Origin of the sequence: Pseudomonas abyssi, from assembly GCF_002307495.1 — a bacterium.
GTDB lineage: Bacteria > Pseudomonadota > Gammaproteobacteria > Pseudomonadales > Pseudomonadaceae > Halopseudomonas > Halopseudomonas abyssi.
Genome location: NZ_NTMR01000002.1, coordinates 383,929 through 408,396, shown reverse-complemented (window position 1 = coordinate 408,396; position 24,468 = coordinate 383,929). Strand labels below are relative to the sequence as shown.

The 24,468-nt window shown below is 62.8% G+C and carries 26 protein-coding genes and 1 tRNA gene; 9 read left to right on the top strand and 18 right to left on the bottom strand.

Going from position 1 to position 24,468, the window contains the following annotated elements; genetic code table 11:
* Nucleotides 1-28 precede the first annotated feature (28 nt).
* Nucleotides 29-295, top strand: a complete 267-nt coding sequence (locus CNQ84_RS02170) for a response regulator transcription factor (RefSeq protein ID WP_065335925.1) — start codon at nt 29-31, stop codon at nt 293-295.
* A 213-nt stretch (nt 296-508) separates the two neighbouring features.
* Here the strand turns inward: CNQ84_RS02170 and ychF are convergent, their stop codons facing one another.
* From ychF to CNQ84_RS02130, 8 genes are all read right to left on the bottom strand, one after another.
* Nucleotides 509-1,609, bottom strand: coding sequence for a redox-regulated ATPase YchF (gene ychF, locus CNQ84_RS02165; RefSeq protein WP_096003265.1), 1,101 nt, complete (start codon nt 1,607-1,609; stop codon nt 509-511).
* Nucleotides 1,610-1,646: 37 nt separating this feature from the next.
* Nucleotides 1,647-2,234: an aminoacyl-tRNA hydrolase gene (pth, locus tag CNQ84_RS02160; RefSeq protein ID WP_245841202.1), complete on the bottom strand. Its 588-nt coding sequence runs from the start codon at nt 2,232-2,234 to the stop codon at nt 1,647-1,649.
* 34 nt (nt 2,235-2,268) lie between these two features.
* Nucleotides 2,269-2,901 carry a 50S ribosomal protein L25/general stress protein Ctc gene (locus CNQ84_RS02155; protein ID WP_096003264.1) on the bottom strand — a complete coding sequence of 211 codons (633 nt, stop codon included), beginning with the start codon at nt 2,899-2,901 and terminating at the stop codon, nt 2,269-2,271.
* 92 nt (nt 2,902-2,993) lie between these two features.
* Nucleotides 2,994-3,935, bottom strand: coding sequence for a ribose-phosphate pyrophosphokinase (locus tag CNQ84_RS02150; RefSeq protein WP_096003263.1), 942 nt, complete (start codon nt 3,933-3,935; stop codon nt 2,994-2,996).
* 120 nt (nt 3,936-4,055) lie between these two features.
* Nucleotides 4,056-4,130, bottom strand: a tRNA-Gln gene (locus CNQ84_RS02145).
* Nucleotides 4,131-4,159: 29 nt separating this feature from the next.
* The gene (gene ispE, locus CNQ84_RS02140; RefSeq protein ID WP_096003262.1) at nt 4,160-5,011 is read right to left on the bottom strand and encodes a 4-(cytidine 5'-diphospho)-2-C-methyl-D-erythritol kinase; all 852 of its coding nucleotides are present in this window, start codon (nt 5,009-5,011) and stop codon (nt 4,160-4,162) included.
* Nucleotides 5,008-5,625 carry a lipoprotein insertase outer membrane protein LolB gene (gene lolB, locus CNQ84_RS02135; RefSeq protein ID WP_096003261.1) on the bottom strand — a complete coding sequence of 206 codons (618 nt, stop codon included), beginning with the start codon at nt 5,623-5,625 and terminating at the stop codon, nt 5,008-5,010. The genes ispE and lolB overlap by 4 nt, the downstream gene beginning before the upstream one ends.
* Before the next feature lie 3 nt (nt 5,626-5,628).
* Nucleotides 5,629-7,365, bottom strand: a complete 1,737-nt coding sequence (locus CNQ84_RS02130) for a tetratricopeptide repeat protein (RefSeq protein WP_096003260.1) — start codon at nt 7,363-7,365, stop codon at nt 5,629-5,631.
* Nucleotides 7,366-7,604: 239 nt separating this feature from the next.
* Here CNQ84_RS02130 and hemA point away from each other — a divergent pair, with 239 nt between their 5' ends.
* The 6 genes from hemA to CNQ84_RS02100 all read left to right on the top strand — a co-directional run bounded on the left by hemA (nt 7,605) and on the right by CNQ84_RS02100 (nt 12,954).
* The gene (gene hemA, locus CNQ84_RS02125) at nt 7,605-8,900 is read left to right on the top strand and encodes a glutamyl-tRNA reductase (protein ID WP_096003259.1); all 1,296 of its coding nucleotides are present in this window, start codon (nt 7,605-7,607) and stop codon (nt 8,898-8,900) included.
* Nucleotides 8,897-9,982 (top strand): peptide chain release factor 1, encoded by a 1,086-nt coding sequence (gene prfA, locus CNQ84_RS02120; RefSeq protein WP_096003258.1) that lies wholly within the window; start codon nt 8,897-8,899, stop codon nt 9,980-9,982. The genes hemA and prfA overlap by 4 nt, the downstream gene beginning before the upstream one ends.
* Nucleotides 9,979-10,812 (top strand): peptide chain release factor N(5)-glutamine methyltransferase, encoded by an 834-nt coding sequence (gene prmC / locus CNQ84_RS02115; protein ID WP_096003257.1) that lies wholly within the window; start codon nt 9,979-9,981, stop codon nt 10,810-10,812. Before prfA ends, prmC begins: the two co-directional genes overlap by 4 nt.
* Nucleotides 10,805-11,554: a molybdopterin-synthase adenylyltransferase MoeB gene (locus CNQ84_RS02110; RefSeq protein ID WP_096003256.1), complete on the top strand. Its 750-nt coding sequence runs from the start codon at nt 10,805-10,807 to the stop codon at nt 11,552-11,554. Before prmC ends, CNQ84_RS02110 begins: the two co-directional genes overlap by 8 nt.
* Nucleotides 11,551-12,336: a glutamate racemase gene (murI, locus tag CNQ84_RS02105; RefSeq protein WP_096003255.1), complete on the top strand. Its 786-nt coding sequence runs from the start codon at nt 11,551-11,553 to the stop codon at nt 12,334-12,336. The genes CNQ84_RS02110 and murI overlap by 4 nt, the downstream gene beginning before the upstream one ends.
* Nucleotides 12,337-12,459: 123 nt before the next feature.
* Nucleotides 12,460-12,954 carry an acyloxyacyl hydrolase gene (locus CNQ84_RS02100; RefSeq protein ID WP_245841200.1) on the top strand — a complete coding sequence of 165 codons (495 nt, stop codon included), beginning with the start codon at nt 12,460-12,462 and terminating at the stop codon, nt 12,952-12,954.
* A gap of 6 nt (nt 12,955-12,960) precedes the next feature.
* Here CNQ84_RS02100 and CNQ84_RS02095 read toward each other — a convergent pair whose 3' ends face one another.
* From CNQ84_RS02095 to CNQ84_RS02055, 9 genes are all read right to left on the bottom strand, one after another.
* The gene (locus tag CNQ84_RS02095) at nt 12,961-13,506 is read right to left on the bottom strand and encodes a DUF2878 domain-containing protein (protein ID WP_096003254.1); all 546 of its coding nucleotides are present in this window, start codon (nt 13,504-13,506) and stop codon (nt 12,961-12,963) included.
* 1 nt (nt 13,507) lies between these two features.
* A complete protein-coding gene (locus CNQ84_RS02090; RefSeq protein ID WP_096003253.1) occupies nt 13,508-14,779 on the bottom strand; it encodes an SAM-dependent methyltransferase in 1,272 nt (423 codons plus the stop codon).
* A complete protein-coding gene (locus CNQ84_RS02085; protein ID WP_096003252.1) occupies nt 14,760-15,569 on the bottom strand; it encodes a DUF1365 domain-containing protein in 810 nt (269 codons plus the stop codon). Before CNQ84_RS02085 ends, CNQ84_RS02090 begins: the two co-directional genes overlap by 20 nt.
* Entirely contained in the window at nt 15,569-16,816 is a 1,248-nt protein-coding gene (locus CNQ84_RS02080; protein WP_096003251.1) for an NAD(P)/FAD-dependent oxidoreductase, read from the bottom strand. Before CNQ84_RS02080 ends, CNQ84_RS02085 begins: the two co-directional genes overlap by 1 nt.
* Nucleotides 16,816-17,595: an SDR family NAD(P)-dependent oxidoreductase gene (locus CNQ84_RS02075; RefSeq protein WP_096003250.1), complete on the bottom strand. Its 780-nt coding sequence runs from the start codon at nt 17,593-17,595 to the stop codon at nt 16,816-16,818. The genes CNQ84_RS02080 and CNQ84_RS02075 overlap by 1 nt, the downstream gene beginning before the upstream one ends.
* The gene (locus CNQ84_RS02070; RefSeq protein ID WP_096003249.1) at nt 17,592-18,023 is read right to left on the bottom strand and encodes a nuclear transport factor 2 family protein; all 432 of its coding nucleotides are present in this window, start codon (nt 18,021-18,023) and stop codon (nt 17,592-17,594) included. The genes CNQ84_RS02075 and CNQ84_RS02070 overlap by 4 nt, the downstream gene beginning before the upstream one ends.
* Entirely contained in the window at nt 18,020-19,444 is a 1,425-nt protein-coding gene (gene phrB, locus CNQ84_RS02065; RefSeq protein ID WP_096003351.1) for a deoxyribodipyrimidine photo-lyase, read from the bottom strand. Before phrB ends, CNQ84_RS02070 begins: the two co-directional genes overlap by 4 nt.
* Nucleotides 19,445-19,505: 61 nt before the next feature.
* Nucleotides 19,506-20,471, bottom strand: a complete 966-nt coding sequence (locus tag CNQ84_RS02060; protein WP_096003248.1) for a YbgA family protein — start codon at nt 20,469-20,471, stop codon at nt 19,506-19,508.
* Between the two features lie 135 nt (nt 20,472-20,606).
* Nucleotides 20,607-21,581: an NAD(P)/FAD-dependent oxidoreductase gene (locus CNQ84_RS02055; RefSeq protein WP_096003247.1), complete on the bottom strand. Its 975-nt coding sequence runs from the start codon at nt 21,579-21,581 to the stop codon at nt 20,607-20,609.
* A gap of 222 nt (nt 21,582-21,803) precedes the next feature.
* On the opposite strand from CNQ84_RS02055, the gene CNQ84_RS02050 reads away from it, so the two are divergent.
* Nucleotides 21,804-22,706 (top strand): TIGR01777 family oxidoreductase, encoded by a 903-nt coding sequence (locus CNQ84_RS02050; protein WP_096003246.1) that lies wholly within the window; start codon nt 21,804-21,806, stop codon nt 22,704-22,706.
* A gap of 27 nt (nt 22,707-22,733) precedes the next feature.
* Nucleotides 22,734-23,756 (top strand): ferrochelatase, encoded by a 1,023-nt coding sequence (gene hemH / locus CNQ84_RS02045; protein WP_096003245.1) that lies wholly within the window; start codon nt 22,734-22,736, stop codon nt 23,754-23,756.
* A 16-nt stretch (nt 23,757-23,772) separates the two neighbouring features.
* Here hemH and CNQ84_RS02040 read toward each other — a convergent pair whose 3' ends face one another.
* On the bottom strand, nt 23,773-24,405 hold the full coding sequence (locus CNQ84_RS02040) for a LysE family translocator (RefSeq protein ID WP_096003244.1): 633 nt from the start codon (nt 24,403-24,405) through the stop codon (nt 23,773-23,775).
* Nucleotides 24,406-24,468: the final 63 nt, after the last annotated feature.

Here is a 24,468-nt window from a genome sequence, read left to right as displayed (position 1 = left end):
CAATCGCAACGGAAAAGTGATAGCCAACATGCCCCTGGATAACCTCGCTAGTGGACTCTCCCACTCAAGCCAGCTGCCGCTGACGCCACGTGAGCGGCAAGTGCTGCAAGCCCTTGCCATGGGTAAGAGCAACAAGATGATCGCGCACATCCTGTCCATCAGCATGTATACCGTTGATGGTTACGTGAAAGAAATTTACCGAAAGCTCGGCATCAGAAACCGCACGATGGCGACGCTGTTTGCCGTTCAGCATGGGATTCTCAACTTGAACCATCTTGATATGGCCGACTTGTAGGAGGTGGCCGTGTTGCTGCGGTGTGATTCGCTTCGCGAAACACAGGGGTGAGCGCTGACAGGTCAGCGTAGAGAATGCTGGCAGGAGTAGCCATGACATCATGGCAAGTGGGCATTGCGCCACTCGATCAATGCGTTTTTGGGCGCGCTACAAGCGCAGCAAGGGCGTTCAACAGGCTAGCCTGCTGAACGCCCCCGAGATCAGACAAGACCGTCAGACGTTGAAGCGGAAGTGCATCACGTCGCCATCTTTGACGATGTATTCCTTACCTTCCAGACGCCATTTGCCGGCTTCCTTGGCACCGCTTTCGCCGTTGTACTGGATGAAGTCGTTATAGGCGACCACTTCGGCGCGGATGAAGCCTTTCTCAAAGTCGGTGTGAATCACGGCAGCCGCTTGCGGTGCGGTGGCGCCGATCTTCACGGTCCAGGCACGGACTTCCTTTACACCAGCGGTGAAGTAGGTCTGCAGGCCCAGCAGCTCGTAACCGGCGCGGATCACGCGGTTAAGGCCGGGTTCTTCCATGCCCATGGTTTCGAGGAACATCTGCTTTTCCTCGTCGTCATCCAGTTCGGCGATTTCCGCTTCGATCTTGTTGCAGACCGGTACGACTACGGCACCTTCTTCGGCGGCGATCTCGCGCACCACGTCCAGGTGCGGGTTATCCTCAAAGCCTTCTTCAGAGACGTTGGCGATGTACATTACCGGCTTGTTGGTCAGCAGGTGGAAGCCCTTGGCCAGCTGGCGTTCCTCCGGGCTGAGGTCCTTCAGCAGGGAGCGGGCGGGCTTGCCGTCTTCAAAGTGCGGGATCAGTTGTTCCAGCAGGGCTTTTTGTGCGATCGATTCCTTGTCGCCACCCTTGGCGTTGCGGGCAACGCGCTGCAGTTGTTTTTCACAGCTTTCCAGGTCGGCAAAGATCAGCTCGAGATCAATGGTTTCGATGTCGCGGCGCGGGTTGACGCTGTTGGATACGTGAATGACGTTCTCGTCTTCAAAGCAGCGCACGACGTGGGCGATGGCGTCGGTTTCGCGAATGTTGGCCAGGAACTTGTTGCCTAGACCTTCACCCTTGGATGCGCCTTCTACCAGGCCGGCGATGTCGACGAACTCCATGCTGGTGGGGATTACGCGCTCGGGTTTGACGATGGCGGCCAGGGCGTCCAGGCGGGCATCGGGCATGGGGACCACGCCGCTGTTCGGTTCGATGGTGCAGAAGGGGAAGTTCTCGGCGCCAATGCCGGCCTTGGTCAGGGCATTGAACAGAGTGGATTTGCCGACGTTGGGCAGGCCGACGATGCCGCAGTTAAAACCCATGGTGTTGTCCTCTGCCGTTGGTTCGGCGTAATGAGATTCAGGCCTTGAAGCTGTGCAGGCGTTGCATGACTGCGGTCCAGTTGCCTTCGACCATGCCGGGCAGTTCGCCAATGGCTTCGTCGATGCAGGCATCCAGTGCGTCCTGCTCGGAGCGGGGCGCTCGCCCCAACACAAAGCCGGTCACCTGCGAACTGTGGCCGGGATGGCCGATACCCAGACGCAGGCGGTGAAATGCGTTGTTGTTGCCCAGTTTGGCGATGATGTCGCGCAAACCGTTGTGCCCGCCGTGCCCGCCACCTTTCTTGCACTTGACCACGCCCGGCGGCAAATCCAGCTCGTCGTGGGCAATCAGGATTTCTTCCGGTGCAATGCGATAGAAACTCGCTAGCGCGGCGACAGCCTGCCCGCTGCGGTTCATGTAGGTGGTGGGGATAATCAGGCGAACATCCTGACCGGCGACGCTGATGCGTGCAGTCAGGCCAAAAAACTTGCTCTCTGGTCGCAGACTGGCGTTGTGCCGTGCGGCCAGGCGCTCAACAAAAAGGGCGCCAGCGTTGTGGCGGGTCAGTTCGTATTCCGGACCGGGGTTTCCCAATCCTGCAATCAACTTGATTCCCTGCGTCACAACGGGCGCCCCTCTTCAGAAGTCGTACGGGAGATTACTCCGCGGACTCCTCGCCTTCGGCAGCCGGCGCGTCGTCAGCAGCGGCAACGCGAGCAGCGTGAACGTTGGCAACCGGCAGATCGTGGTCAGGACCCTGAGCCAGGAACGGGATGCTAACGCCTTTCGGCAGTTTCAGATCAGACAGGTGAACGATCTGGTTCAGATCAACGCCAGCCATGTCGACTTCGATGAACTCCGGCAGGTCTTTCGGCAGGCAGTTCACTTCAACTTCGGTCATGGTGTGGGAGATCACGCCACCGCTCTTCTTGACGCCAACGCAGCTGTCTTCGTTGATGAAGTGCAGCGGAACGTGGACGGTGACTTCGTGGCCAGCAACAACGCGCAGGAAGTCAGCGTGCATGATCAGCGGCTTGGCCGGGTGACGTTGCAGGGCTTTCAGCAGCACGTCTTCTTTCTTGCCGTCGATGGACAGCTTGATGACGTGGGAGTAGAAAGCTTCGTTTTCCAGTGCTTTTTTCAGTTCGCGAGCTTCCAGCGCGATGTTTTGCGGGGCCTTGTCGCCGCCGTAAACGATTGCCGGAACCAGATCAGCGTTACGACGCAGGCGGCGGCTCGCACCTTTCCCCAGGTCGTTACGCGCTTTCGCATTCAGAGAGAAGTCGACCATTGTAGTCTCCTTGCTAATTCACCCGGGCACTTGCGACCAGTGCATCGGGCGAAGGGTTGTGCCCTTGTTGGGCGTAAACCAGCGCCGGTTCCTTAACGGAACATGGCGCTGATGGATTCTTCGTTGCTAATGCGGCGCATGGCTTCGGCCACAATCGGGGCCATGTCCAGCTGGCGGATGCGCTCGCAGGCTTCGGCGGCCGGGGTCAGCGGGATGGTGTTGGTCACCACCAGCTCATCCAGCACCGAGCCGGTAATATTTTCGATGGCCTTGCCCGACAGGATCGGGTGTGTGCAGTAGGCATAGACCTGCGCAGCACCATGGTCTTTCAGGGCCTTGGCCGCGTGGCACAGGGTGCCGGCGGTATCGACCATGTCGTCGACCAGGACACAGGTGCGCCCTTCGACATCACCGATGATGTGCATCACTTCAGACTGGTTGGCCTTGGGGCGACGCTTGTCGATAATCGCCAGGTCAACGCCGAGGCTCTTGGCAACGGCACGGGCGCGAACGACACCACCGATGTCCGGCGACACAATCATCAGGTTTTCAAAACGCTGGTCCTGAATATCGTCGATCAGGACGGGCGAGCCGTAGATGTTGTCGACCGGGATATCGAAGAAGCCCTGGATCTGGTCAGCGTGCAGGTCAACGGTGAGCAGGCGGTCAACACCAACGGTGTCGAGCATGTCGGCGACGACCTTGGCGCTGATGGCAACACGGGCCGAGCGCGGGCGACGATCCTGACGGGCATAGCCGAAGTAGGGGACCACCGCCGTGACGCGCGACGCAGAAGAGCGACGCAGGGCATCAGCCATGACGACCAGTTCCATCAGGTTGTCGTTGGTTGGCGCGCAGGTGGGCTGAAGAATGAAGACGTCCTTGCCGCGTACATTTTCGTTCAGCTCGACGTTGACTTCACCGTCGCTGAAACGACCGACGGTAGCGTCGCCGAGCGGAATGTGCAGTTGACGCACGACGCGCCGTGCCAGATCGGGGTTGGCGTTCCCCGTGAAAACCATCATCTTGGACACGCAGCATTACCTTTTTGGGTAGCGGTCTTGGCGGAAGATTCAGGTCTGCGGGAATGCCGGGAGGCCTCAACCAGTCAGACATGAATCTGTTCTGTACGTGATTGCTGCCGGAGAGAAAAATGGCAGGGGCGGCTGGATTCGAACCAACGCATGGCAGGATCAAAACCTGCTGCCTTACCGCTTGGCGACGCCCCTGTATCTGTCCGGATGCACGGCTGCATCCGTCATGCTTGCTTTTGCAGTGCTCGGTGTAACGGTGAAACGTTACAACCTCGTGCTACAAAACTTCGCAGTGTGGCTGGCAACCGGGCGCGAACTTTATCAGCTTCGCATTCGTTTGGGAAGGCCCCAAACAAGCAACTGCCAGTCCCGGTCATCTTAGCCTCACAATATTTGTTTAGCAAGATCAACGTGTTACGAATTTCAGGGTAACGCGTTGTGACAACCGGCAAGCAGTCATTCCGACCACCGTGCTCACGGAAGGCCGCTAATGTAATGGGCGATGTATCGCGCGTCAACCTCTGGTCGGAAAAAATTTCTGCGGTACTGACGTGGCAGTCCGGCGCCACGACCAGAAACCAGGGTTCGTCCAGCTCCACTGGCGTCAGTTGTTCGCCGACGCCTTCGGCCCAGGCGGCCTTGCCGTGCACGAACACCGGCACGTCGGCGCCCAGGCGGATGCCGAGCTCGGCCAATTGCTCAAGCGACAGGCCGGTTTGCCATAGCTGGTTGAGGCCGAGCAGAGTGGTCGCCGCGTCGGAACTGCCACCGCCAATGCCGCCGCCCATCGGCAGCACTTTCTCCAGGCGTATGTCGGCGCCCAGCTGGCTGCCGCTGGCTTCGCGTAGCAGGCGCGCAGCACGCATGATCAGGTTGTCTTCGGCATCGACGCCGGGCAGATCGGTCAGCAGCTGCAATTGGTCATCGTCGCGCCGATTGAAATGCAGGGTGTCGCCATAGTCGAGAAACTGAAACAGGGTCTGCAGTTCGTGGTAACCGTTGGCGCGGCGACCGGTGATGTGCAAAAACAGGTTCAGTTTGGCGGGGGCGGGCAGGCTGAGTGTGGTGCTGTTCATTCGCTGAGACCGGGCTTCCATTCGGTGACGACCAGGGTCAGCAGCAGGTCGTGACCGGAAATCTGCAGGCGTTGTGGCAGTTCGACACCGTCGACCTGCTGGTAGCGGCTGTATTCTACGGTCCAGCCGCTTTGGCTGAGGCGGCCAAGGCGACTGTTGCTGTCCAGTTGCAGGTGGCTGGGCGAATCCGGTGCCGGCAGGCCCCGGACCCACCAGAGCAGATGGTCGACTGGCAGACGCCAGCCAATCTGGTCTTCTACCAGCTGCTCGGCGGATTCTGCGGTCACCGGGGCACGCCCGGCGATCTCCAGTGTGGTTTGCTGGCGGTCACCCTGGATGCGCGTGGCGCCGCGGCCCAGTGGTCCGGACAGGCGGATATCGTAGTACTGCTGGCGCTGTAGCCAGAACAGGGTGCCGCTACCGGATTCCTGGGGGCTGCGAATGCCCAGCTTGCCCTGCAAGATCCAGCTGTCGATGGGTTCGACGGCGCTGCGATGGGTTTTCCAGGCGGCTTCGTCGCCGCCCAGTTCGAGGGTTTCGCGCTGATGCAGGCTGCTACAGGCGGTCAGGGTCAGCAGCAGGCAGGCCAGCAGGATGCGGTGCAACAGGGGCATGGCTTATTCGGCTTCCAGGCGGTCGCGGGTGGCGGGGATCAACTGACTGTCGGGGCTGTGTTCCAGCGCCTCGCGCCAGATCTTGCGGGCTTCGCGTTCCTTGCCCTGGCGCCAGAGCACCTCGCCCAGGTGGGCGGCGACTTCCTGGTCAGGGTAGGCGGCGTAGGCGTCGCGCAGTAGGGCTTCGGCGCGGTCCAGATCACCCAGGCGGTAGCAGACCCAGCCCAGACTGTCCTGAATGGCGGGGTCGCTGGGATCCAGGGCGGCGGCGCGTTTGATCAGGGCCAGCGCCTCGTCCAGGCGCTCGTTGCGATCGGCCAGGGTATAACCCAGCGCGTTCAGCGCCATGGCGTTGTCCGGCTCGCGGGCGATGATATTGCCCAGGTCTTCTTCCAGGCCGCGTGGGTTGCCCAGCATCTCGTGCAGCATGGCGCGGCTGTAGAGCAGATTGCTGTCGTTCGGGTAGGCCTGCAGGGCGGTGTTGGCCTGCTGGATGGCCAGCTCCGGGTGGTTCGGCAGCAGCGCTTCTATTTCGATCTGGAACAATGCCAGGCCGTGTTGCGGGTGCTGATCACGATCCTGTTGCAACTGTGCCTGCAGGGCGGCGATGCGGTCCTGCTCCAGCAACAGGCGCGCCATCTGCACGCGGGAGGTGAGTAGTTCGGTGCCGCTGTCGATACTCTGCCAGGTCAGCAGGGCGTCGTCGGGGCGGTCCGCGGCCAGGTAGGCATTGCCCAGGTGGTAGCGGGCGGTATTGTTGCCCGGTGCCAGCTGCAGGGTGTTCTGCAGATGAATGACGGCGTCGCTGGCCTGGCCCAGTTCCAGCTCAATCAGCCCCAGCGACAGCTGCAGGTCCGGTTCGTCCGGGTTGTCGCGGGCCAGCTTGGCGTACTGCGTGCGGGCGTCGGCAAAGTTGCCTTCACTGACCAGGGTGCGTGCCAGCATCAGGCGCAGGCGGGTGTCATCCGGAAAGCTCTCCAGCCCGCGATACAGAATCTCGGTGGCTTCCTCGATATCCTGTTCAGCCACCAGACGGCTGTGCAGGAGGATGGCGGGCGGCGCCTCGTCCGTATGCGGGTGCTCTTCCAGCAGGGCTAGTGCTTCGGCGTTGCGATTGGCCTGTTGCAATAGCAGGGCGCGGGCAAAGACCAGCTGGGTGTTGTCCGGGAAGCGGTCGTTCATGCGTTCGAGGCTGTCGAGCAAGGCGTTGCGTGTGGTCGCATCGGTGTCGGCTGCGGCCAGGGCAAGAAAATCGAAATGGGTTTCGCCATGCAGCTCCAGTGCGCGCTGCATCATATCCATGGCCTGCTCGTGGCGACCGGTGCGTGCCAGGTGAATGGCGGCTGAGCGCAGGGCTTCCGGGTCCTGCGGTGCGACCTCTACCCACAACCGTGCCATTTCCAGGGCCGCCGGCTCATTGCCGAGAAACTCGGCGACACGCAGGGCGCGTTCGCTGATGCCGGCGTCGCGCGTGCTGCGGGCCTGGCGCAGGTAGTTGTCCAGTGCCAGGTCAAAGCGGTTGCGCTGGCCGGCAATTTCGGCGCTCAACAGCTCATAGAGCGTGTCCTGCTGAAAGCGACCATAGGTGACCGGGGTGTCGGCTGTGCTGTCGGTTTCACTGCTGGCCGGCGGCTTTGCTGGTGCGGCCGGCGCGTCCGGCTGGGACAGGCTGCTGCAGCCACTGAGCAGAAGGCCGGCTGCGAGCAGGGCGGGCAGGGTGGATGCGGAAAACACCTTCATAGAATAGGAAGTCTCATGCAAAACGGTTGGCCTGCCTTGGTGGAGCGCGCAAGCGCGGTACAGCAGGTGGCATCATGACACAGGCGTGCGGGCAAACCCAGCGGCTGCCAGCGGCCTGCGCGGCGTTCTGTCGCCATGGCCGGAGGCGCTGTTGGGCATCTGGCGATTGATTGGCTTGAACTAACATAGGACAATTGCACGTTTTTGGCAGCAGCTCCGTTCTCGCAATACGAGGCATCATGGGTTTTATTGCACTGGGCATCAATCATCGGACCGCAGGGGTGGAGGTGCGCGAGCGCGTATCCTTCTCGCCCGAACAGCTGCCCGATGCCCTGCAGCGCCTGCGCGCCGAAGCGGGCGCCGATGAAGTGGCCATCCTCTCCACCTGTAACCGCACCGAGCTGTATTGCGCTCAGGATCGGCTCGACGCCGAGCGGCTGGTGGAATGGGTCGCCCGCTTTCATGGTATGACCGCAGATGAGATTCGCCGTTCCAGTTACCTGCATCAGGACGCGGGCGCGGTGCATCACATGATGCGTGTCGCCGCCGGCCTCGACTCGCTGGTGCTGGGTGAGCCGCAGATTCTCGGCCAGATGAAGGATGCCTGGCAGGCCGCGCGTACCGCCGGCACGCTGGGACCCTATCTGGATCGGCTGTTTCAGAGCACTTTCAGCATGGCCAAGCAGGTGCGTACCGACACCGCGATTGGCGAAAACCCGGTCTCGGTGGCCTTTGCTGCGGTCAGCCTGGCACGCCAGATCTTTGCCGACCTGCGCCGCAGTACCGCCTTGCTGATCGGCGCGGGCGAGACCATCGGGCTGGTCGCACGGCACCTGTTCGAGCAGGGCGTGGGGCGTATTATCGTCGCCAACCGCACCTTGCAGCGCGCCGAGCTGTTAAGCGAGCCGCTGGGCGGTCAGGCCATCGTGTTGACCCAGATCCCGGACATTCTGGCCGAGTGTGATGTGGTCATCAGCTCCACCGCCAGCCCGCTACCGATCCTTGGCAAGGGCGCGGTGGAGCGTGCGCTCAAGCAGCGCCGGCACAAGCCGATGTTCATGGTTGATATCGCCGTACCCCGGGATATCGAGCCGGAGGTTGGTAGCCTGTCAGATGTCTATCTCTATACCGTCGATGACCTGCACGAGGTGATTGAGGAAAACCTGCGCTCGCGTCAAGGCGCGGCCGAGGCTGCGGAGCGTCTGATTGAACTGGGTACTGGCGATTTCATGCAGCGCCTGCGGGCGCTGGCGGCGGTGGATGTGCTGCGCAGCTACCGGCAAAAGGCCGAGCAGGCCCGCGATCAGGAACTGCAGAAGGCGCTGGCCAAGCTGCAGCGCGGCGCTGATCCGGCGCTGGTGATGGCCGAAATGGCACGCATGCTGACCAATAAATTGCTGCACGACCCCAGTGTGCAGCTCAAGCAGATGACGGCGCAGGGGCGGGTGGAAGCGCTGGCGCTGGCACAGGAACTCTTTGCCCTGGGCGACTCGGCGCCGGGCAACCGTAACAACTCCTCACAAGGCGACTCATGAAAGCATCCCTGTTGAACCGGCTGGACGCCCTCGGCGAGCGCTTCGAAGAATTGGCGGCGCTGCTCAGCGACGCCGAGGTAATCAGCGATCAGCCGCGTTTTCGCAGCTACTCCAAGGAGTACGCCGAGCTGGAAGGGACGGTCAAGTGCTATGCGCAGTGGCGCCGCGTGCAGGGTGATATCGAGGAGGCGCGCAGCCTGCTCAAGGATAGCGATCCGGACCTGCGGGCCATGGCCGAGGAAGACCTGGACGCCAATACGGCGCAGCTGGCCGAGCTGGAAGAAGAGCTGAACCGCCTGCTGTTGCCGAAAGACCCGAACGACGACCGTAACGTGTTTCTGGAAATTCGCGCCGGCACCGGCGGCGATGAAGCCGCCATTTTCTCCGGCGACCTGTTCCGCATGTACAGCCGCTATGCTGAGCGCCAGGGCTGGCGTGTCGAGGTGCTGTCTGAGAATCCCGGTGAGCACGGCGGGTACAAGGAAGTCATTGCGCGGGTGGAAGGCCAGTCTGTGTATGCCAAGCTCAAGTTCGAGTCCGGTGCGCACCGCGTGCAACGAGTACCGGAGACCGAGTCCCAGGGCCGTATTCATACCTCTGCCTGCACCGTGGCGATCCTGCCCGAGATGGACGAGCAGGCCGACATCGAGATCAATCCGGCGGACCTGCGAGTGGACACCTACCGCGCCTCCGGCGCTGGTGGGCAGCACGTCAACAAGACCGATTCGGCGATTCGTCTGACCCACTTGCCCACCGGCATTGTGGTCGAATGTCAGGACGAGCGCTCGCAGCACAAGAACCGCGCCCGCGCCATGAGCCTGCTGCAGGCCAAGCTGGTCAATCAGCAACGCGAAGCACAGGAGAAAGAGCTGTCCGATACCCGCCGCTCGCTGGTGGGGTCGGGCGATCGCTCCGAGCGCATCCGCACCTACAACTTCCCGCAGGGCCGGGTGACCGATCACCGCATCAACCTGACCCTCTATAGCCTGGATGAAGTCATTGCCGGCAACCTCGACAACGTCATCGAGCCGCTGCTGCGTGAATATCAGGCCGATCAGCTGGCAGCGCTGGAGTCGGCATGACGCCAACCCTGGCCGAGCTGCTGGCCAGCGCCGAGTTGCCTGACTCGGACACCGCGCGGCTGGACGCCGAGCTGCTGCTGTGCCACGCCATCGGCAAACCCCGGTCCTATCTGCGTACCTGGCCTGAACGCCAGCCCGATGCGGAGCAGCTGCGTCATTTTGAACAGCTCATCAGGCAGCGCCGCAGCGGCGTGCCGGTGGCTTACCTGCTCGGCTCGCAAGGCTTCTGGAGCCTGCAGCTGGACGTCAGCGAAAGCACGCTGATTCCACGCCCGGACACCGAGCGTTTGGTTGAGGTGGCGCTGGAGCTGGGGCCGCAGGGGCCTGCCGAGGTCCTGGATCTCGGCACCGGCACCGGTGCGATCGCGCTGGCGCTGGCGGTCGAGCGCCCTGACTGGCAGCTGACCGGGGTCGACCGGGTCGCCGAGGCTGTGGCGCTGGCGCGCGCTAATGCCGAGCGTCTGCAGATCGATAATGCCCATTTTGAGCCGAGCGACTGGTTCAGTGCGCTGGCCGGTCGGCAGTTTGACCTGATTGTGTCCAACCCGCCCTATATTGCGGCAGATGATCCGCACCTGCAGCGGGGCGATGTGCGCTTTGAGCCTGGCAGCGCGCTGGTCAGTGGCGCTGACGGTCTGGATGATATTCGCCGGCTCGTGCAACAGGTGCCCGATCACCTGCAATCGGGTGGCTGGCTGCTGTTTGAGCATGGCTGGCAACAGGCCCAAGCCGTCGCAGAGCTGCTGGGCCAGCGAGGCTTTGAGCAGGTTCAGAGTTGGCGTGATCTTGGTGGCCAGCAACGGGTAACCGGAGGGCAATGGCGTGGATGACCAGCAGTTGCTGCGCTACAGCAGACAGATTCTGTTGCCGCAGATTGATGTCGACGGCCAGCAGCGGCTGCTCGATAGCCGGGTGCTGATTGTCGGTGTCGGCGGACTTGGCTCGCCGGTCGCGCTGTATCTGGCCGCTGCCGGGGTGGGCGAACTGGTGCTCGCCGATCCGGATCAGGTCGATCTGACCAACCTGCAGCGGCAGATCATTCATCACGCAGCCGACATTGGTCGTGACAAGGTAGCCTCTGCCGCCGAACGGCTGGCTGCCATCAACCCGCAGGTTGGTTGTCGTCAGTTGCCGGTCGCGCTGGCGGACGATGCGCTGCTGACAGCCGTTGGCGAGGTTGATCTGGTGCTCGACTGCTCTGATAACTTTGCGACCCGGCATGCGGTCAACCGCGCCTGCGTGCAACTGGGTAAGCCACTGGTGTCGGGCGCCGCCATTCGTCTTGAAGGGCAGCTCAGCGTGTTTGATCCGCGCCGCGATGATAGCCCCTGCTATCAATGCCTGTACGGTGATGGTGATGAGCAGGCGCTCAGCTGCAGCGAGGCCGGCGTGGTAGGGCCGCTGGTGGGCCTGGTCGGCAGCCTGCAGGCGCTGGAGGCGCTCAAGTTGTTGGTCGGGTTTGGTGAACCGCTGGTTGGGCGTCTGCTGCTGATTGATGCGCTGGACGGTCGTTTTCGCGAGCTGCGGGTGCGCCGTGACCCGGGCTGTGCCTGTTGTGGCGCGCGCGCATGAGTTGCCCTATCGGTGTCTTCGACTCAGGTGTGGGCGGCCTCTCGGTGTTACGTGAAATTCGCCGGCTGCTGCCAAGCGAAGACCTGCTGTATGTGGCTGACAGCGGCTATGTGCCCTATGGCGAAAAGTCTCCTGAGGTGATTCGTCAGCGCAGCAGACATATCGCCGAATTCCTCATTGCGCGGGGCGCCCGTTCGCTGGTGTTGGCCTGCAACACCGCTACGGTGGCTGCGGTCAATGATCTGCGCGGGATCTTCGATATGCCGATCGTCGGCATGGAACCAGCGGTGAAGCCGGCCGCACGGGCCACCCGCAATGGCAAGGTGGGTGTGCTGGCTACCACCGGGACGCTGCAAAGTGCGACCTTCGCTGCCCTGCTGGACCGCTTTGCCCGTGATGTGCAGGTGCTGGCCCAGCCCTGTCCGGGGCTGGTCGAATGTGTCGAGCGCGGTGATCTCGACGGCCCGGAGGTGACGATGCTGCTGCGCCAGTATGTTCAGCCGTTGCTGGCTGCCGGTTGCGATACGCTGATTCTGGGCTGTACGCACTACCCTTTCCTCAAGCCGCTGCTGGGGCCCATGCTGCCGCCCGATGTGCAGGTGGTGGATACCGGCGAAGCGGTTGCCCGCCAGGTGCAGGCGAGACTGACCGAGAGTGGCTTGCTGCGCGCCACGGGTACGGCGTCAGTGCGTTTCTGGACCAGTGGCGATCCGCAGCAGATGCGGGCCGTGCTACCCGTGCTCTGGGGCGATGAGGGGCCGGTTGCTGCACTGCCGGTGTAGAAATCGCAATGGGCAGGAAAAATTCCTGTTGGGAGAACTTTGCGTGAATTCGCGGTCTATCTAGCGTGATTTGTCGATAATTAAGGAAGAAGACGCATGAGACGTTCATTGATAATCGGAAGTATGCTGTCGATTATGGCCTGCAGTTCATCCGTATACGCCCTCGATGGTATTACCCTGGAAGGGGGGCATACCAACGAATCGACCGACACCTTGCGCCTGGGCCTGCAGTTCGATTTCGGCCGTACGCTGTGGCAAAGCGATGGCGGTGGCGCGGTAATCAGTGGCTATTGGGATGCCGGCTACACCCACTGGAGCGGGCTGGACGCAGAGAGTGTCACCCTGACCCCGGTGTTTACCCTGAGCTTTCCGGGTAATGGTGGCGTGACGCCCTTTATCGAGGGCGGTATCGGTGCCGCCGTGTTTACCGAAACCAACCTGGACAACCGTCGTGACTTGGGGTCCAAATTCCAGTTCGAGGACCGCATTGGCGCTGGTATGCGCTTCACCTCGGGGGCGGAAGTAGGGCTGCGCTACTACCACTATTCCAACGCCGGTATCAAACAGCCCAACCAGGGTATCAACAAGGCCGCGCTCTACTACCGTCACCCGATCTGACGGCGGTCAGGATGCGTCCCCGCGGCGCTTGTTAGCCAACTGCTGCATGCGATATTGCTCGCGGTAAAGGTGAGCAAAACCGTGCAGCACTGGCATGACCAAGGCCCAGATGCAGCCCAGCAGCACCAGGGTGGTGGGGGTACCCAGCGGCAAACCGACATCGGCCAGCCGTGCGCCGGCCAGGTAACTGAGCGGCCCGCCAACAGCGCCCAGTAGCACTGCCCGCCAGATGGGCTTGGCGGTCCAGCCCAGGCAGTGGTTCAGCGTCGTCCCCAGCAGCGCCCAGAGCACGGCCAGCCATAGCGGCACCAGCGTGTCCTGGTCGCGAAATTCCAATACGCCCAACTGCAGCAGGAAGGAGTCCAGCGCGGCGCCTGCCAGCATCACCGAGACCACCAGTTTGCCTTCGGCAGCCCAACTGCTGGTCCAGAAAAAATGCACCAGCAAGGCCGCCGCCGGCACCGCTAGCCAGTAGCTGTTGCCGCCCAGTACGCAGGCCAGCCAGCCGAGCTGGAACAGCACGGCATTGGCAATCAGTCGCCGGTCAGGCATGTCACTCCCCCAAGATGGTTTCTCCAGGGCGCGCATCAGGTTTGCCAAGCAGGATTTGCGCTGTGCCGATGCCGCGCTCGCGGAAGCCGCCCTCGCAGTAGCAGAGGTAGAACTCCCAGAGTCGGAAAAAGGCGTCATCATACCCGAGTTGCGCCAGCTCACCACGGTAGCGCTGCAGGTTGTGGTACCAGTGACGGAGCGTGCGGGCGTAGTGCAGGCCGATATCTTCCAGATGCAGCATGGCCAGATCGGTATGTCGCCGGGTCAGCTCGCCGATGATACTGACTGAGGGCAGGGAGCCGCCGGGGAAGATATAGCGCTGGATGAAGTCTACGCTGCGACGTGCCTGTTCGTAGCGTTGGTCGCGGATGGTGATGGCCTGCAGGAGCATGAGGCCATCGGGTTTGAGCAAGGCGGCGCAGGCCTTGAAGTAGGTAGCAAAGTAGGCGTGCCCTACGGCCTCGACCATCTCGATAGATACCAGCTTGTCGTATTGGCCTTCCAGTTCGCGGTAGTCTTTGAGCAGCAGGGTGATGCGGTCCTGCAGGCCGGCTTGCGCAATACGCTCCTCGGCCAGCCGGTATTGTTCCTGCGACAAGGTGGTCGTGGTCACCCTACAGCCATAATGCTGGGCGGCATAGATGGCCATGCTGCCCCAGCCGGTGCCAATTTCCAGCAGGTGATCGTCGGCAGTCAGTTCCAGCTTGCGGCAGATGCGTTCCAGCTTGTTCAGCTGGGCGGCGTGCAGGTCGTCGCTGCCGGGCGCAAAGATCGCCGCCGAGTACATCATGCTGGGGTCCAGCAAACGTTCGAACAGGTCGTTGCCAAGATCATAGTGCGCGCTGATATTGCGCCGTGACCCCTTCAGGCTGTTGCGGTTGAGACGATGCAGCCACTGCAGCGCCGGCTGCCCGAGCCGTGCCAGGCCGGTTTCCATGGCGTCGAGCACATCCAGGTTGCGCACAAACAGGCGGGTTACCGAGGTCAGGTCTGGCGTGCTCCACATGCCCTGAAAGTAGGCCTCGCCGGCACCGACACTGCCATTGCAGGCAATCTGCCCCCAGGCGGCCGGATCGTGCAGGCGAATGTCGGCGTGCAGGCCATCGTGATCGGGCTGGCCAAAGTCCAGGGTTTCGCCCTCCAGGTGCAGTCGCAGGGTGCCGCGCTGCAACAGCCTCAGGCGAGACAGCACGGCCTGGCGGCACAGGCGTTGCAGCCAGCCCTCGCGTTCTTGCGCGGTGCTGCAGGTGAGTTCAGGTCTGCTCGGTTTCATGTCCGGACTCCTTGCGCGAATGCGCTGCCACCGACTGCGCGGCGGGCGCATGGTCAAACAACGGTATGCCTTTGAGCAGCAGACGCAGGGCCTGCCAGTAGATGCCGCTGACGGTACGCAGCACCATGAAGGGGAAGCGAACTGTCTCGCGGCGCAGTAGCGCCGGGCTGAGCGGCTGGCGCTGCAGGCCCATGCTGGCGTCGAACAGCCGCTGGCCGTCCTGATGGTGCTCGATGCGCACCTGCAGGCGCTCGGCCGGCGTACTGAAGTGCATCTGGTACTCGGCGTCGCAGGGCAAAAAGGGTGAAACGTGAAAGCGCTTGGCCAGGCTGAAGTGCTGGCGAGGCTGCTCGGGGTCGGTTTCCAGCAGGTAGCTGAAGCGTTCACCCCAGGGGGTATTGGTGACTTCGCAGATGATCGCTCGCAGTTGCCCGCTCCGGTCATGGCAATAAAAGAACGAAACCGGGTTAAACAGCATGCCGAAGCTGCGAATTTGCGTCAGCAGGCGGACCGGGCCGTCTAGCGTTAGGCCCAACTGCTCGCGCACCAGGCGCTGGGCGCAGGCTTTCAGGTTTTCCTCTGGCTGGCGCTCGGTACGCAGGTAGTCATTCTCGACAAAACGCATCGGCGACCACCAGCGACCGCTCCACAGTGCACTCAGGCCGAATACCTCGGGTTGCTCATCCAGATCGAGCAGTAGCAAGGTGATCCGGTAGCGGAACTGATGCCCGCGCGGCTGATGCCGCCGGTGCTGCAGTTGGCCGCTGTAGAGTGCGCTGGCAAGGGGCATCAGAGGCACTCTCCGAAGTGGGCTGCCACGCGCAGGGCGCTGACCACCCCGTCTTCATGGAAACCGTTGGCCCACCAGGCGCCGCAGAAAAAGGTGTGCTGCTCGCCAAGCAGTGATTCCCATTGTTGCTGGGCAGCGCTCGCGGCCTGGCTGAACTGCGGGTGGGCGTAATTGAAGCGCGCCAGGATGCGCGCGGGGTCAATCTGCTCGGTCTGATTGAGGCTGACGCAGAAGGTTTCCGGCGCCTGTATGCCCTGCAGGATGTTCATGTTGTAGGTCAACGCGGCGGGATTATGCGGATCGCCACCAAGCCGGTAGTTCCAGCTGGCCCAGGCCAGTCGCCGGCTTGGCAACAGACTGGTGTCGGTATGCAGGACCACGTCGTTGTCGGCGTAGCGAATGGCGCCAAGAATGGCCTGCTCTGCGTCGCTGGGTTGCTCCAGCAGGTTCAGCGCCTGGTCGCTGTGACAGGCGAGTATCACCCGATCAAAGCGCTCCTCGCCCTGCCGACTGATGATGCTGACGCCCTGGGCATCGCGGCGAATGCGCTGGACCGGGCAGTTCAGGCGTATGTTGCGGGCGAAGGGCGCGGTCAGCGCCGGAACGTAGCTGCGCGAGCCGCCCTGGATAACCCGCCACTGTGGCCGATTGCTGACCGACAGCAGTCCGTGGTTGTGAAAGAAGCGGACAAAGAAGGCCAGCGGAAAGTCCAGCATGTCGCGCAGCGACATCGACCAGATGGCTGATCCCATAGGCACGATGTAATGGTCGATAAAGCAGCGGCTGTAGCGGCGCTCGCGCAGGTAGTCGCCAAGGGTGGTCTGGGTGTTGGCTTCCGGCTTTTCCAGATCGGTCAGGGCTTCGCGGTTGAAGCGCAGGATATCGAACAGCATGCGCAAAAAACTGGGCGACAGCAGGTTGCTGCGTTGGGCAAACAGGCTGTTGAGGTTGTTGCCGTTGTATTCCAGACCGCTGGCCGGTTCGCACACCGAGAAGCTCATCTCGGTGGGCTGCGAGGCCACGCCGAGTTTGTCGAGCAGGCGAATGAAATTGGGGTAGGTCCAATCATTGAACACAATAAACCCGGTGTCGATGGCGTAGCGCTGCTGCGCCACCTCGACATCGACGGTATGGGTGTGCCCGCCGACCCAGTCATTGGCTTCGAACACGGTAATTTCGTGGCGACGCGACAGCAGGTGCGCCGCCACCAGGCCGGCAATACCGCTGCCGACAACAGCAATACGCATCAGTTGAGCTCCTGTCGTGCGCCGACTTCAGGTTTGCGACGGCGACGGGTCAAGGCCACGCGTATCCCGGCCGGCAGTGCAGCGATCAGGCGCAATACGCTGATGAAGCGTCCGGGGAAGCGGATCTCCCGCTGGCCGCGCTCCAGCCCGCGCAGTATGCGGCGGGCGGCTTCTTCTGCACTGACGCGCATCGGCATGGCGAAGTCGTTTTTGGCGGTCAACGGGGTGTCGACAAAGCCGGGGCTGACCAGGGTGACCGCCACGCCTTCTTCGGCCAGGTCCAGCTCCAGCGACTGCATCAGGTAGCGCACGGCGGCCTTGGAGGCACCATAGGCTTCGGCGCGTGGCAGCGGCAGATAGGTCACGCTGCTGCCCACCGCCGCCAGACGCGGCGCGCTGCTGCGTCGGAGCAGTGGCAGGGCTGCCTCGATGCAGTTGGCGGTGCCCTGCACGTTTACTTGCATGACCCGGCCCAGCAGGGCAGCGGAGAAGTGCGGCAGTTCCATGTACTCGCAGGTGCCAGCGTTAAGAATAGCCCAGTCCAGGCCGCCCCAGGCGGTATCGATACGCTCTGCTGCCTCGCGCACGGCGTGGATATCGGTGAGGTCGGCGGTGACCACGAGGACTTGATCGGGGTAGCGTTCGGCCAGTGCCAGCAGGGGTTCGCGGCGGCGCGCGGTCATGACTACCCGGTGGCCCTGTGCGGCCAGTTGCTCAGCCAGTGCCAGGCCGATACCGCTGGAGGCGCCGGTTAACCAGATTCTACGTTGATGGTTCATGTCAGTCGTCTCTTGAGTAAGCGTATGACGCTGCCGAGCAGCGGTATGTGTTCGTACAGCAGGGCGCCCGCGTCGTAGTGATCCCGGTGTCGGTACACCTTGGCGTCGCGGAACCACACCTGGCTTACGCCCGGAACGCTGACTTCGCGTCCGCCGGCCAGTCGGGGGTGGCGGTAGTACAGGGTCCAGCACAGCAGCGCCTGCTCGTCATCCACCGGCGAGCATTGGCCGAATTCAAAGCGTACGCTGTTCAGATTGCTGTAGAGGTTGCTGCAATAAGCCTCCAGCGCAGGCAGGCCATGCACCTGATGCAGCGGGTCGGTGAACTGCACCTCGGGGTGGTACAGCTCGGCCAGGCGCTCGAGGTTGTCGCGATTGAGACTGGCGAAGCCCTGGGCGAAGGCATCGATCTGCTGTTGACTGATCATGCGGTTTCTCCTGCTTCGCGGAAGGCGTCGATGGCCCGTTGACGGCTGCTGCGCAGGTCAACAATAGGGGCAGGGTAGGCAGGCCTGTCGGCAAACAGGTCGGCCTGGGGCGGCAGATGAATGTCGCGCGCAGGCAGCCCGGCCAGTTCCGGCAGCCATTGGCGAATGAAGCTGCCGTCCGGGTCGCATTTCTCGGACTGACTGACCGGATTGAATACACGGAAGTAGGGCGCGGCATCGGTGCCGGTCGAGGCGCTCCACTGCCAGCCGCCGTTGTTGGCTGCGAGGTCGCCGTCGATCAGGTGCTGCATGAACCAGCGCTCGCCTTCGCGCCAGTCGATCAGCAGGTTTTTGGTCAGGAACATGGCGCTGACCATGCGCAGCCGGTTATGCATCCAGCCGGTCGCCAGCAGCTGGCGCATGGCGGCATCGACCAGCGGGATACCCGTGCGGCCCTCTTTCCAGGCGGCCAGGCCCTTGGGGTCGTTGCGCCAGCGCACCGACTCGGTTTCCGGGCGGAAGGCACGGTGCCGGGAGACACGCGGATAGCAGACCAGAATGTGCTTGTAGAACTCGCGCCAGAGTAGCTCGTTGATCCAGCTCACGGCGCCGGGGTTGCCGCCGTCAAATTCGCCCTGGTTGACGCGTAGCGCTGCGTGCAGGCATTGGCGGGGCGAGAGTACGCCGGCAGCAAAATAGGCCGACAGGCGGCTGGTGGCATCCAGGTCGGGGCGGTCGCGGTCCTCGGCGTAGTCTTGCAGCAGGTCGGCGCAAAAGTGTTCCAGGCGTTCCAGAGCGGCCTCTTCACCGGCAGGCCATAGTGCCTGCTGGTCATCAGTTGGGCGCTCGAACGAGTCAAAGCCGGCCGCCGGCTGATCGCTCTCAATGGCATGCGGCGGCTGGCGCCTGGGCGCGGGCAGACAGTCCGGCAGACGCCGATGGAGGCTGGCATAGGCCTGTTTGCGAAACTGGCTGTACACCTTGTACATGGTGCCGTTCTGCGTCGTCAGGCTACCTGGCTCGAACAGCAGTTGGTCGGTATAGCGCTGGCAGTCCAGACCTGCGTCCTTGAAGGTCGCCGCAACGGCGGCGTCGCGGGCCTGCTCGTGCAGGCCGTATTCGTTGTTGAAGTGCAGGGCGCTGGCCTTCAGCTCCTGCGCCAGCTCGACGAGCAGCTCGGGGCAATCGTCCCAGGCCTCGGCTTGCAGCACGCGCAAGGCTATGTTGCGCTCAGCGAGCTGTGCTTGCAGCGCCACCAGGTTGCGGCGCCAGAAATCAATCTTGATCGGTGCGTCGTCGTGGGCGCGCCAGTCGTTCGGCGTGGTGATAAACACGGCCAGCACCTGGCCTTTCTGGCTGGCGTGCCAGAGTGCATGGTTGTCGTGCAGGCGCAGATCGCCACGCAGCCAGCACAGTTGCAGGGGGCTGCTCATGCGCGGTCTCCGGTGTGACGGCTGTAGTGACGGGTCAGGGTATTCATCGTTATATCGCGTTGCGCAGGCTGAGTTCAGGCGGATGCGGCTGCAGGTAAGCCTGTTGCAGCAGATAGGGATCGGGATGGCGCAGCAGATGGTGGCGCAACAGAGTAACCGGCACGACCAGCGGCACGATCCCGCTGCGGTAGTGGTTGATCAGCTGCTGCAGCTCTTCTTTTTCCGGCGGGTTGAGTACTTTCTTGAAGTGCCCGGCGACGTGCTGTAGCACGTTGCTGTGTCCGCTTCGACTGGCGGGACGCCGCAGTGCGGCCATCAGTTCAGCAAAGTAGGCGTTGGCGGTGTCACGCAAGGCGGCGCCGCGCCCCGGGTTGGCCAGCATCTGCCCGATCTGACGGTAGCTGGGTGACTGATGTGCCATCAGCAGGTATTTGTGGCGCGCGTGAAAGGCGAGCAGGCGGCTGGCGCTGAGCCCGTCGCGCAGCAGTTGCTGCCAATCCGAGTAAACGATGACACGGTTGACGAAGTTTTCGCGCAGCACCGGATCGTTCAGGCGTCCCTCTTCCTCAACCGGCAGCAGCGGATTGGCCTGCATCAGCCGAGCGGCGAAGATGCCCCGGCCGGTGGCCGGTGCGGGATGCCCATTGGGCTCGTAAACCTTGACTCGCTCCATGCCGCAGCTGGGTGACTTTTGCATAAAGATAAAGCCGCACAACTCTTCGCAGAGTACGGAGACATCGTCGGCGTATTGCTGCAGGGCGTCGGTCACGTCGAGGGTGTGATCCACGGTGCCGACCGCGCGAGGCGCTGCCGGGTCGCCGGCCAGCCGGATAGGCTTGCGCGGGGTGCCCAGGCCAATGGCGACTTCGGGGCAGAAGGGCCGCAACTCAAACAGGGTGCCCAGGTGGTCGGTGCACAGGCGCGAGTGCTTGTGGCCAGCGTTGAAACGTACCGGGTCACCCATCAGGCATTGGCTGATGCCGACGGGGATGCGTGCAGAATTGGCAGATCGCATGGCGTGTCTCCTGTACAGCTTGAATAGCTTTTGTACAAGGATAAGACTGATTTGGCTATTTTTGTATAAGTTTTTTCACCTTTCGTCTGTCAGCTGTAACCAGTTGTACTGATTTGGCGCTGCAAACCTGACTGCTCAGCGTTTGCCGAGCAGTACCTGGGCGGCCTCGCGACCGCTCAGCCAGGCGCCTTCAAGGCGGCCGGACTGGCACCAGTCACCGCAGGCGTACAGGTTTAGGTCGGGGGCCGCCAGTGCGCCCCATTCGCAGTCGTCCGCAGGCCGGGCATAGAGCCAGCGGTGGGCGTGCAGAAAACGGATGGCCGGCAGCGCGATGCCGAGCGCCTGTGCCAGGGCGTCGACCAACTGCTGCGCAACCTCATGCGCTGGGGTGTCCAGATGATCGCTCGCCCACGCGGGGGTGGATTGCAGTACCCAGTTTGCCGCCTCACTGCGTCCGGGTTTGCTGTGGTTGGCACAAACCCAGTCGAGCGGGCCGCAGCGTACAAAGGCGGCGTCCAGCTCGACGGCCAGTGGCGTCTCAAAGCCGACTGAGACGGCCCAGCCCGGCTCCATTTGCGCCTGCTTGGCGGCATTGGCCAGCGCCGGGGCGGCCTCCAGCAAGGGCACTGCCTGAGGGGCGGGGGTGGCAACGATAACCTGCTGGTAGGGACCATAGGTTTGCGCCTCGGTATCAACCAGCAGCCAGCCGCTCTCGACCCGCTGCAGTGCGGCAATGCGGGTGGCGCTGTGCAGCGGCATGTCGCCAAGCAGGCCGCGACTCAGTGCGGTCATGCGAGGTGTGCCGACATAACGTGGCTGGTCATCGTCGGAGCGCTGCAGGCCCTGTTCATCGATGCGATACAGGCGCGGCTGCCAGCGGGTAATCCAGCCCTGTTCCTGCCAGTACTCGACGGCTGCGCGGAAGGCGCTGTGGCGAGCGGTAAAGTACTGGGTGCCGATATCAAACTCACCCTGTTCTGTGCGCTTGCTGCTCATTCGGCCACCGGTACCCCGGCTCTTGTCGAAGATGTGGACACTAACGCCGGCTTCGTGCAGGTGACGGGCGGCACTGATGCCGGCGATGCCGGCGCCGATTACGGCTACGCTCATAATGTGATCTGGTCCTGTTCAGGTCGCTGTATGGGGCCGTTTTACCCCGGCGGAACAGGAAAAGCTATACATGGGCATGCTGTTTGTATAAAAATTTGCGCGTCGTAGGTGTCGCCGTTGTCTCGCATGTTGTCCATTTGGCAGTTTGGCGTGCCCGCGCTTGCCCCATGGGCTGTCAGGCCCTAGTGTGGCGGCTCGCAGTGCTGACGACAGGGAGTCCTTATGAATGTATTACTGACCGGCGGTACCGGTCTGATCGGGCGGCAACTGTGTCGCCAATTGGTAGCAGCAGGGCACCAGGTGGCGGTGTGGAGCCGCCGTCCGGGTGACGTTGCCAGCCTGTGCGGTGCACAGGTGCGCGGCGTCGCCAGCCTGGAGCAGCTGGATGACAGCCCGTTGGACGCGGTGATCAATCTGGCTGGTGCTCCCGTGGCGGACCGGCGCTGGAGTACTGAGCGCAAGGCACTGCTGTGGCAGAGCCGGGTGACCCTGACTGAGCAACTGGTGCAGTGGCTTGGCCAGCGTGCACAGCGCCCCGAGGTACTGGTTACGGCGTCGGCGGTGGGTTGGTACGGTGACGGTGGCGATACGCCGCTGACCGAGACCAGCCCGGCGAAGGTAGAATACACCCACACCCTGTGCGATGCCTGGGAGGCGGCGGCGCGCCGCGCGGCATCTTACGGCATGCGGGTCTGTGTGTTGCGTATTGGTTTGGTGCTGGCGCCCGATGGCGGCTTTTTGCAGCGCATGCGTCTGCCTTTCAGCCTGGGGCTGGGCGGCCCGCTAGGGTCTGGGCGGCAGTACATGCCTTGGGTGCATCACAGTGATGTCGAGGCGCTGTTGCAATGGCTGATTGAGCGTCCTGACTGTCGCGGGGTGTATAACGGCACCGCGCCGACGCCGGTAACCAACCGGGAGTTCAGCCGTGCGTTGGGCAGGGCGCTTGGCCGGCCGGCGGTGTTGCCGGCCCCGGCACCTGTGCTGAAGCTGGCGCTGGGCGAGATGTCGCGGTTGCTGCTGACCGGGCAGCGCGCGTTGCCGGCCAAGGCGGAGCAGGAAGGCTTTGTGTTTCGTTACCCGCATCTTGAGACCGCACTGGCTCAAGTGCTGCAAACGCAAAAATGATGGTTGTTGATCCGTTGGAGTGAGTGAATGTCTGAACGCGGGGTTTTGCTGGTCAATCTGGGCTCGCCAAAGAGTACCCAGGTGGCCGATGTGCGGCGCTATCTGAATCAGTTTCTGATGGACCCCTACGTGGTAGACCTGCCCTGGCCTGCGCGCCGGTTGCTGGTCAGCCTGATATTGCTCACGCGTCCCAAGGCCTCGGCGCATGCCTATGCCTCAATCTGGTGGGAGGACGGCTCGCCCTTGGTGGTGATCAGTCGCCGGGTGCAGCAGGCGTTGCAGCAACAGCTGGATATGCCGGTCGAACTGGCGATGCGTTATGGCGAGCCCTCCATCGAGCGGGGGCTGCTGGCACTGGCGGCGCGGCCGGGTGTGCGCGAGGTGCTGTTCATGCCGCAGTATCCGCAGCACGCCGACAGCACCATTACCACCTCGGTGCAGGAGGCGCAGCGGGTGATCAAGCAGCATGGTCTGGATATCCGCCTGAACGTGCTGCCGGCGTTTTATGATCGCCCCGACTATCTGGCCGCCTTGGCCGACAGCATGCGGCCCTATCTGGCGCAGGGCTTTGATCACCTGCTGCTGAGCTACCACGGCTTGCCCGAGCGTCACCTGCGCAAGGCCGATCCGACCGGTACTCACTGCCTGGCGTCCGGCGACTGCTGCGAACGTGCTTCCGCTGCTCACGCCACTTGTTATCGTGCGCACTGCAGCCACGTCAGCCGCGAACTGGCGGCCCGCCTGGAGCTGGCGCCAGAGCAATGGTCAATGGCTTTTCAGTCCCGCCTGGGTCGTGACAAGTGGATTGAGCCCTATACCGAGACGCGGATCGACGAGCTGGCTGCGCAGGGCGTCAAGCGGCTGCTCGTTGCCTGCCCGGCTTTTGTGGCTGATTGCATCGAGACGCTGGAGGAAATTGGCGATCGCGCGCGCGAGCAGTTTGTCGCTGCCGGCGGAGAGGAGCTGGTGCTGATCCCCTGCCTGAATGACGACCCGCAATGGGTTCAGGTGCTCGCTGACTGGTGCCGGGAGACCCCGCGGCAGGCGTGAGCCTGCCGCATTGCCATCAACCGCGCTTGATCCACTGCGACAGGGCCAGATGCAGGCCCAGGGCGATCAGCACGCCGCCCATCATCCGATCGAACCAGTGCCCCATGCGATGAAAGCCGCGACGCACCGCATCGCGGCTGAACAGCAGGGCCACCAGGCAAAACCATGCGCCGGTCGCTACCGCCGTATAAACGCCATAGCCGGCTTGTACCAGTAGCGGAGTGTCGTGGCTGATGACCACGGTGAACAGCGACAGGAAGAACAGTGTCGCCTTGGGGTTAAGGCCATTGGTGATAAAGCCCTGACGAAACGCCTGCGCGGCACTCATGCTGTGCTGGTTGCTAACCTGCTGGTCCGCCGAGGCCGGCTGCGCGCGCAAGGCGCGAAAACCGATATAGAGCAGATAGGCGCCGGCGACCAGCTTCAGCAGATTGAACAGCCAGACCGACTGCGACACAATCAGGCCAATGCCCAGCAGCGAGTAGGTCACGTGCAGGAAAATGGCGCAGCCAACACCGACCGCGGTGTACAGGCCGGCGCGGTGCCCGGCGCTGACGCTGTTGCGAATGACCACGGCAAAATCCGGTCCGGGGCTGATCACCGCGAGCAGGTGGACCAGTGCCACCAGCGCAAATTCATTCCAATACATTGCAGGTCCTCCTGTGGGCGCAAGATTATACTGCGCCGTCTCCCTGCAACATAGGTACAGCCA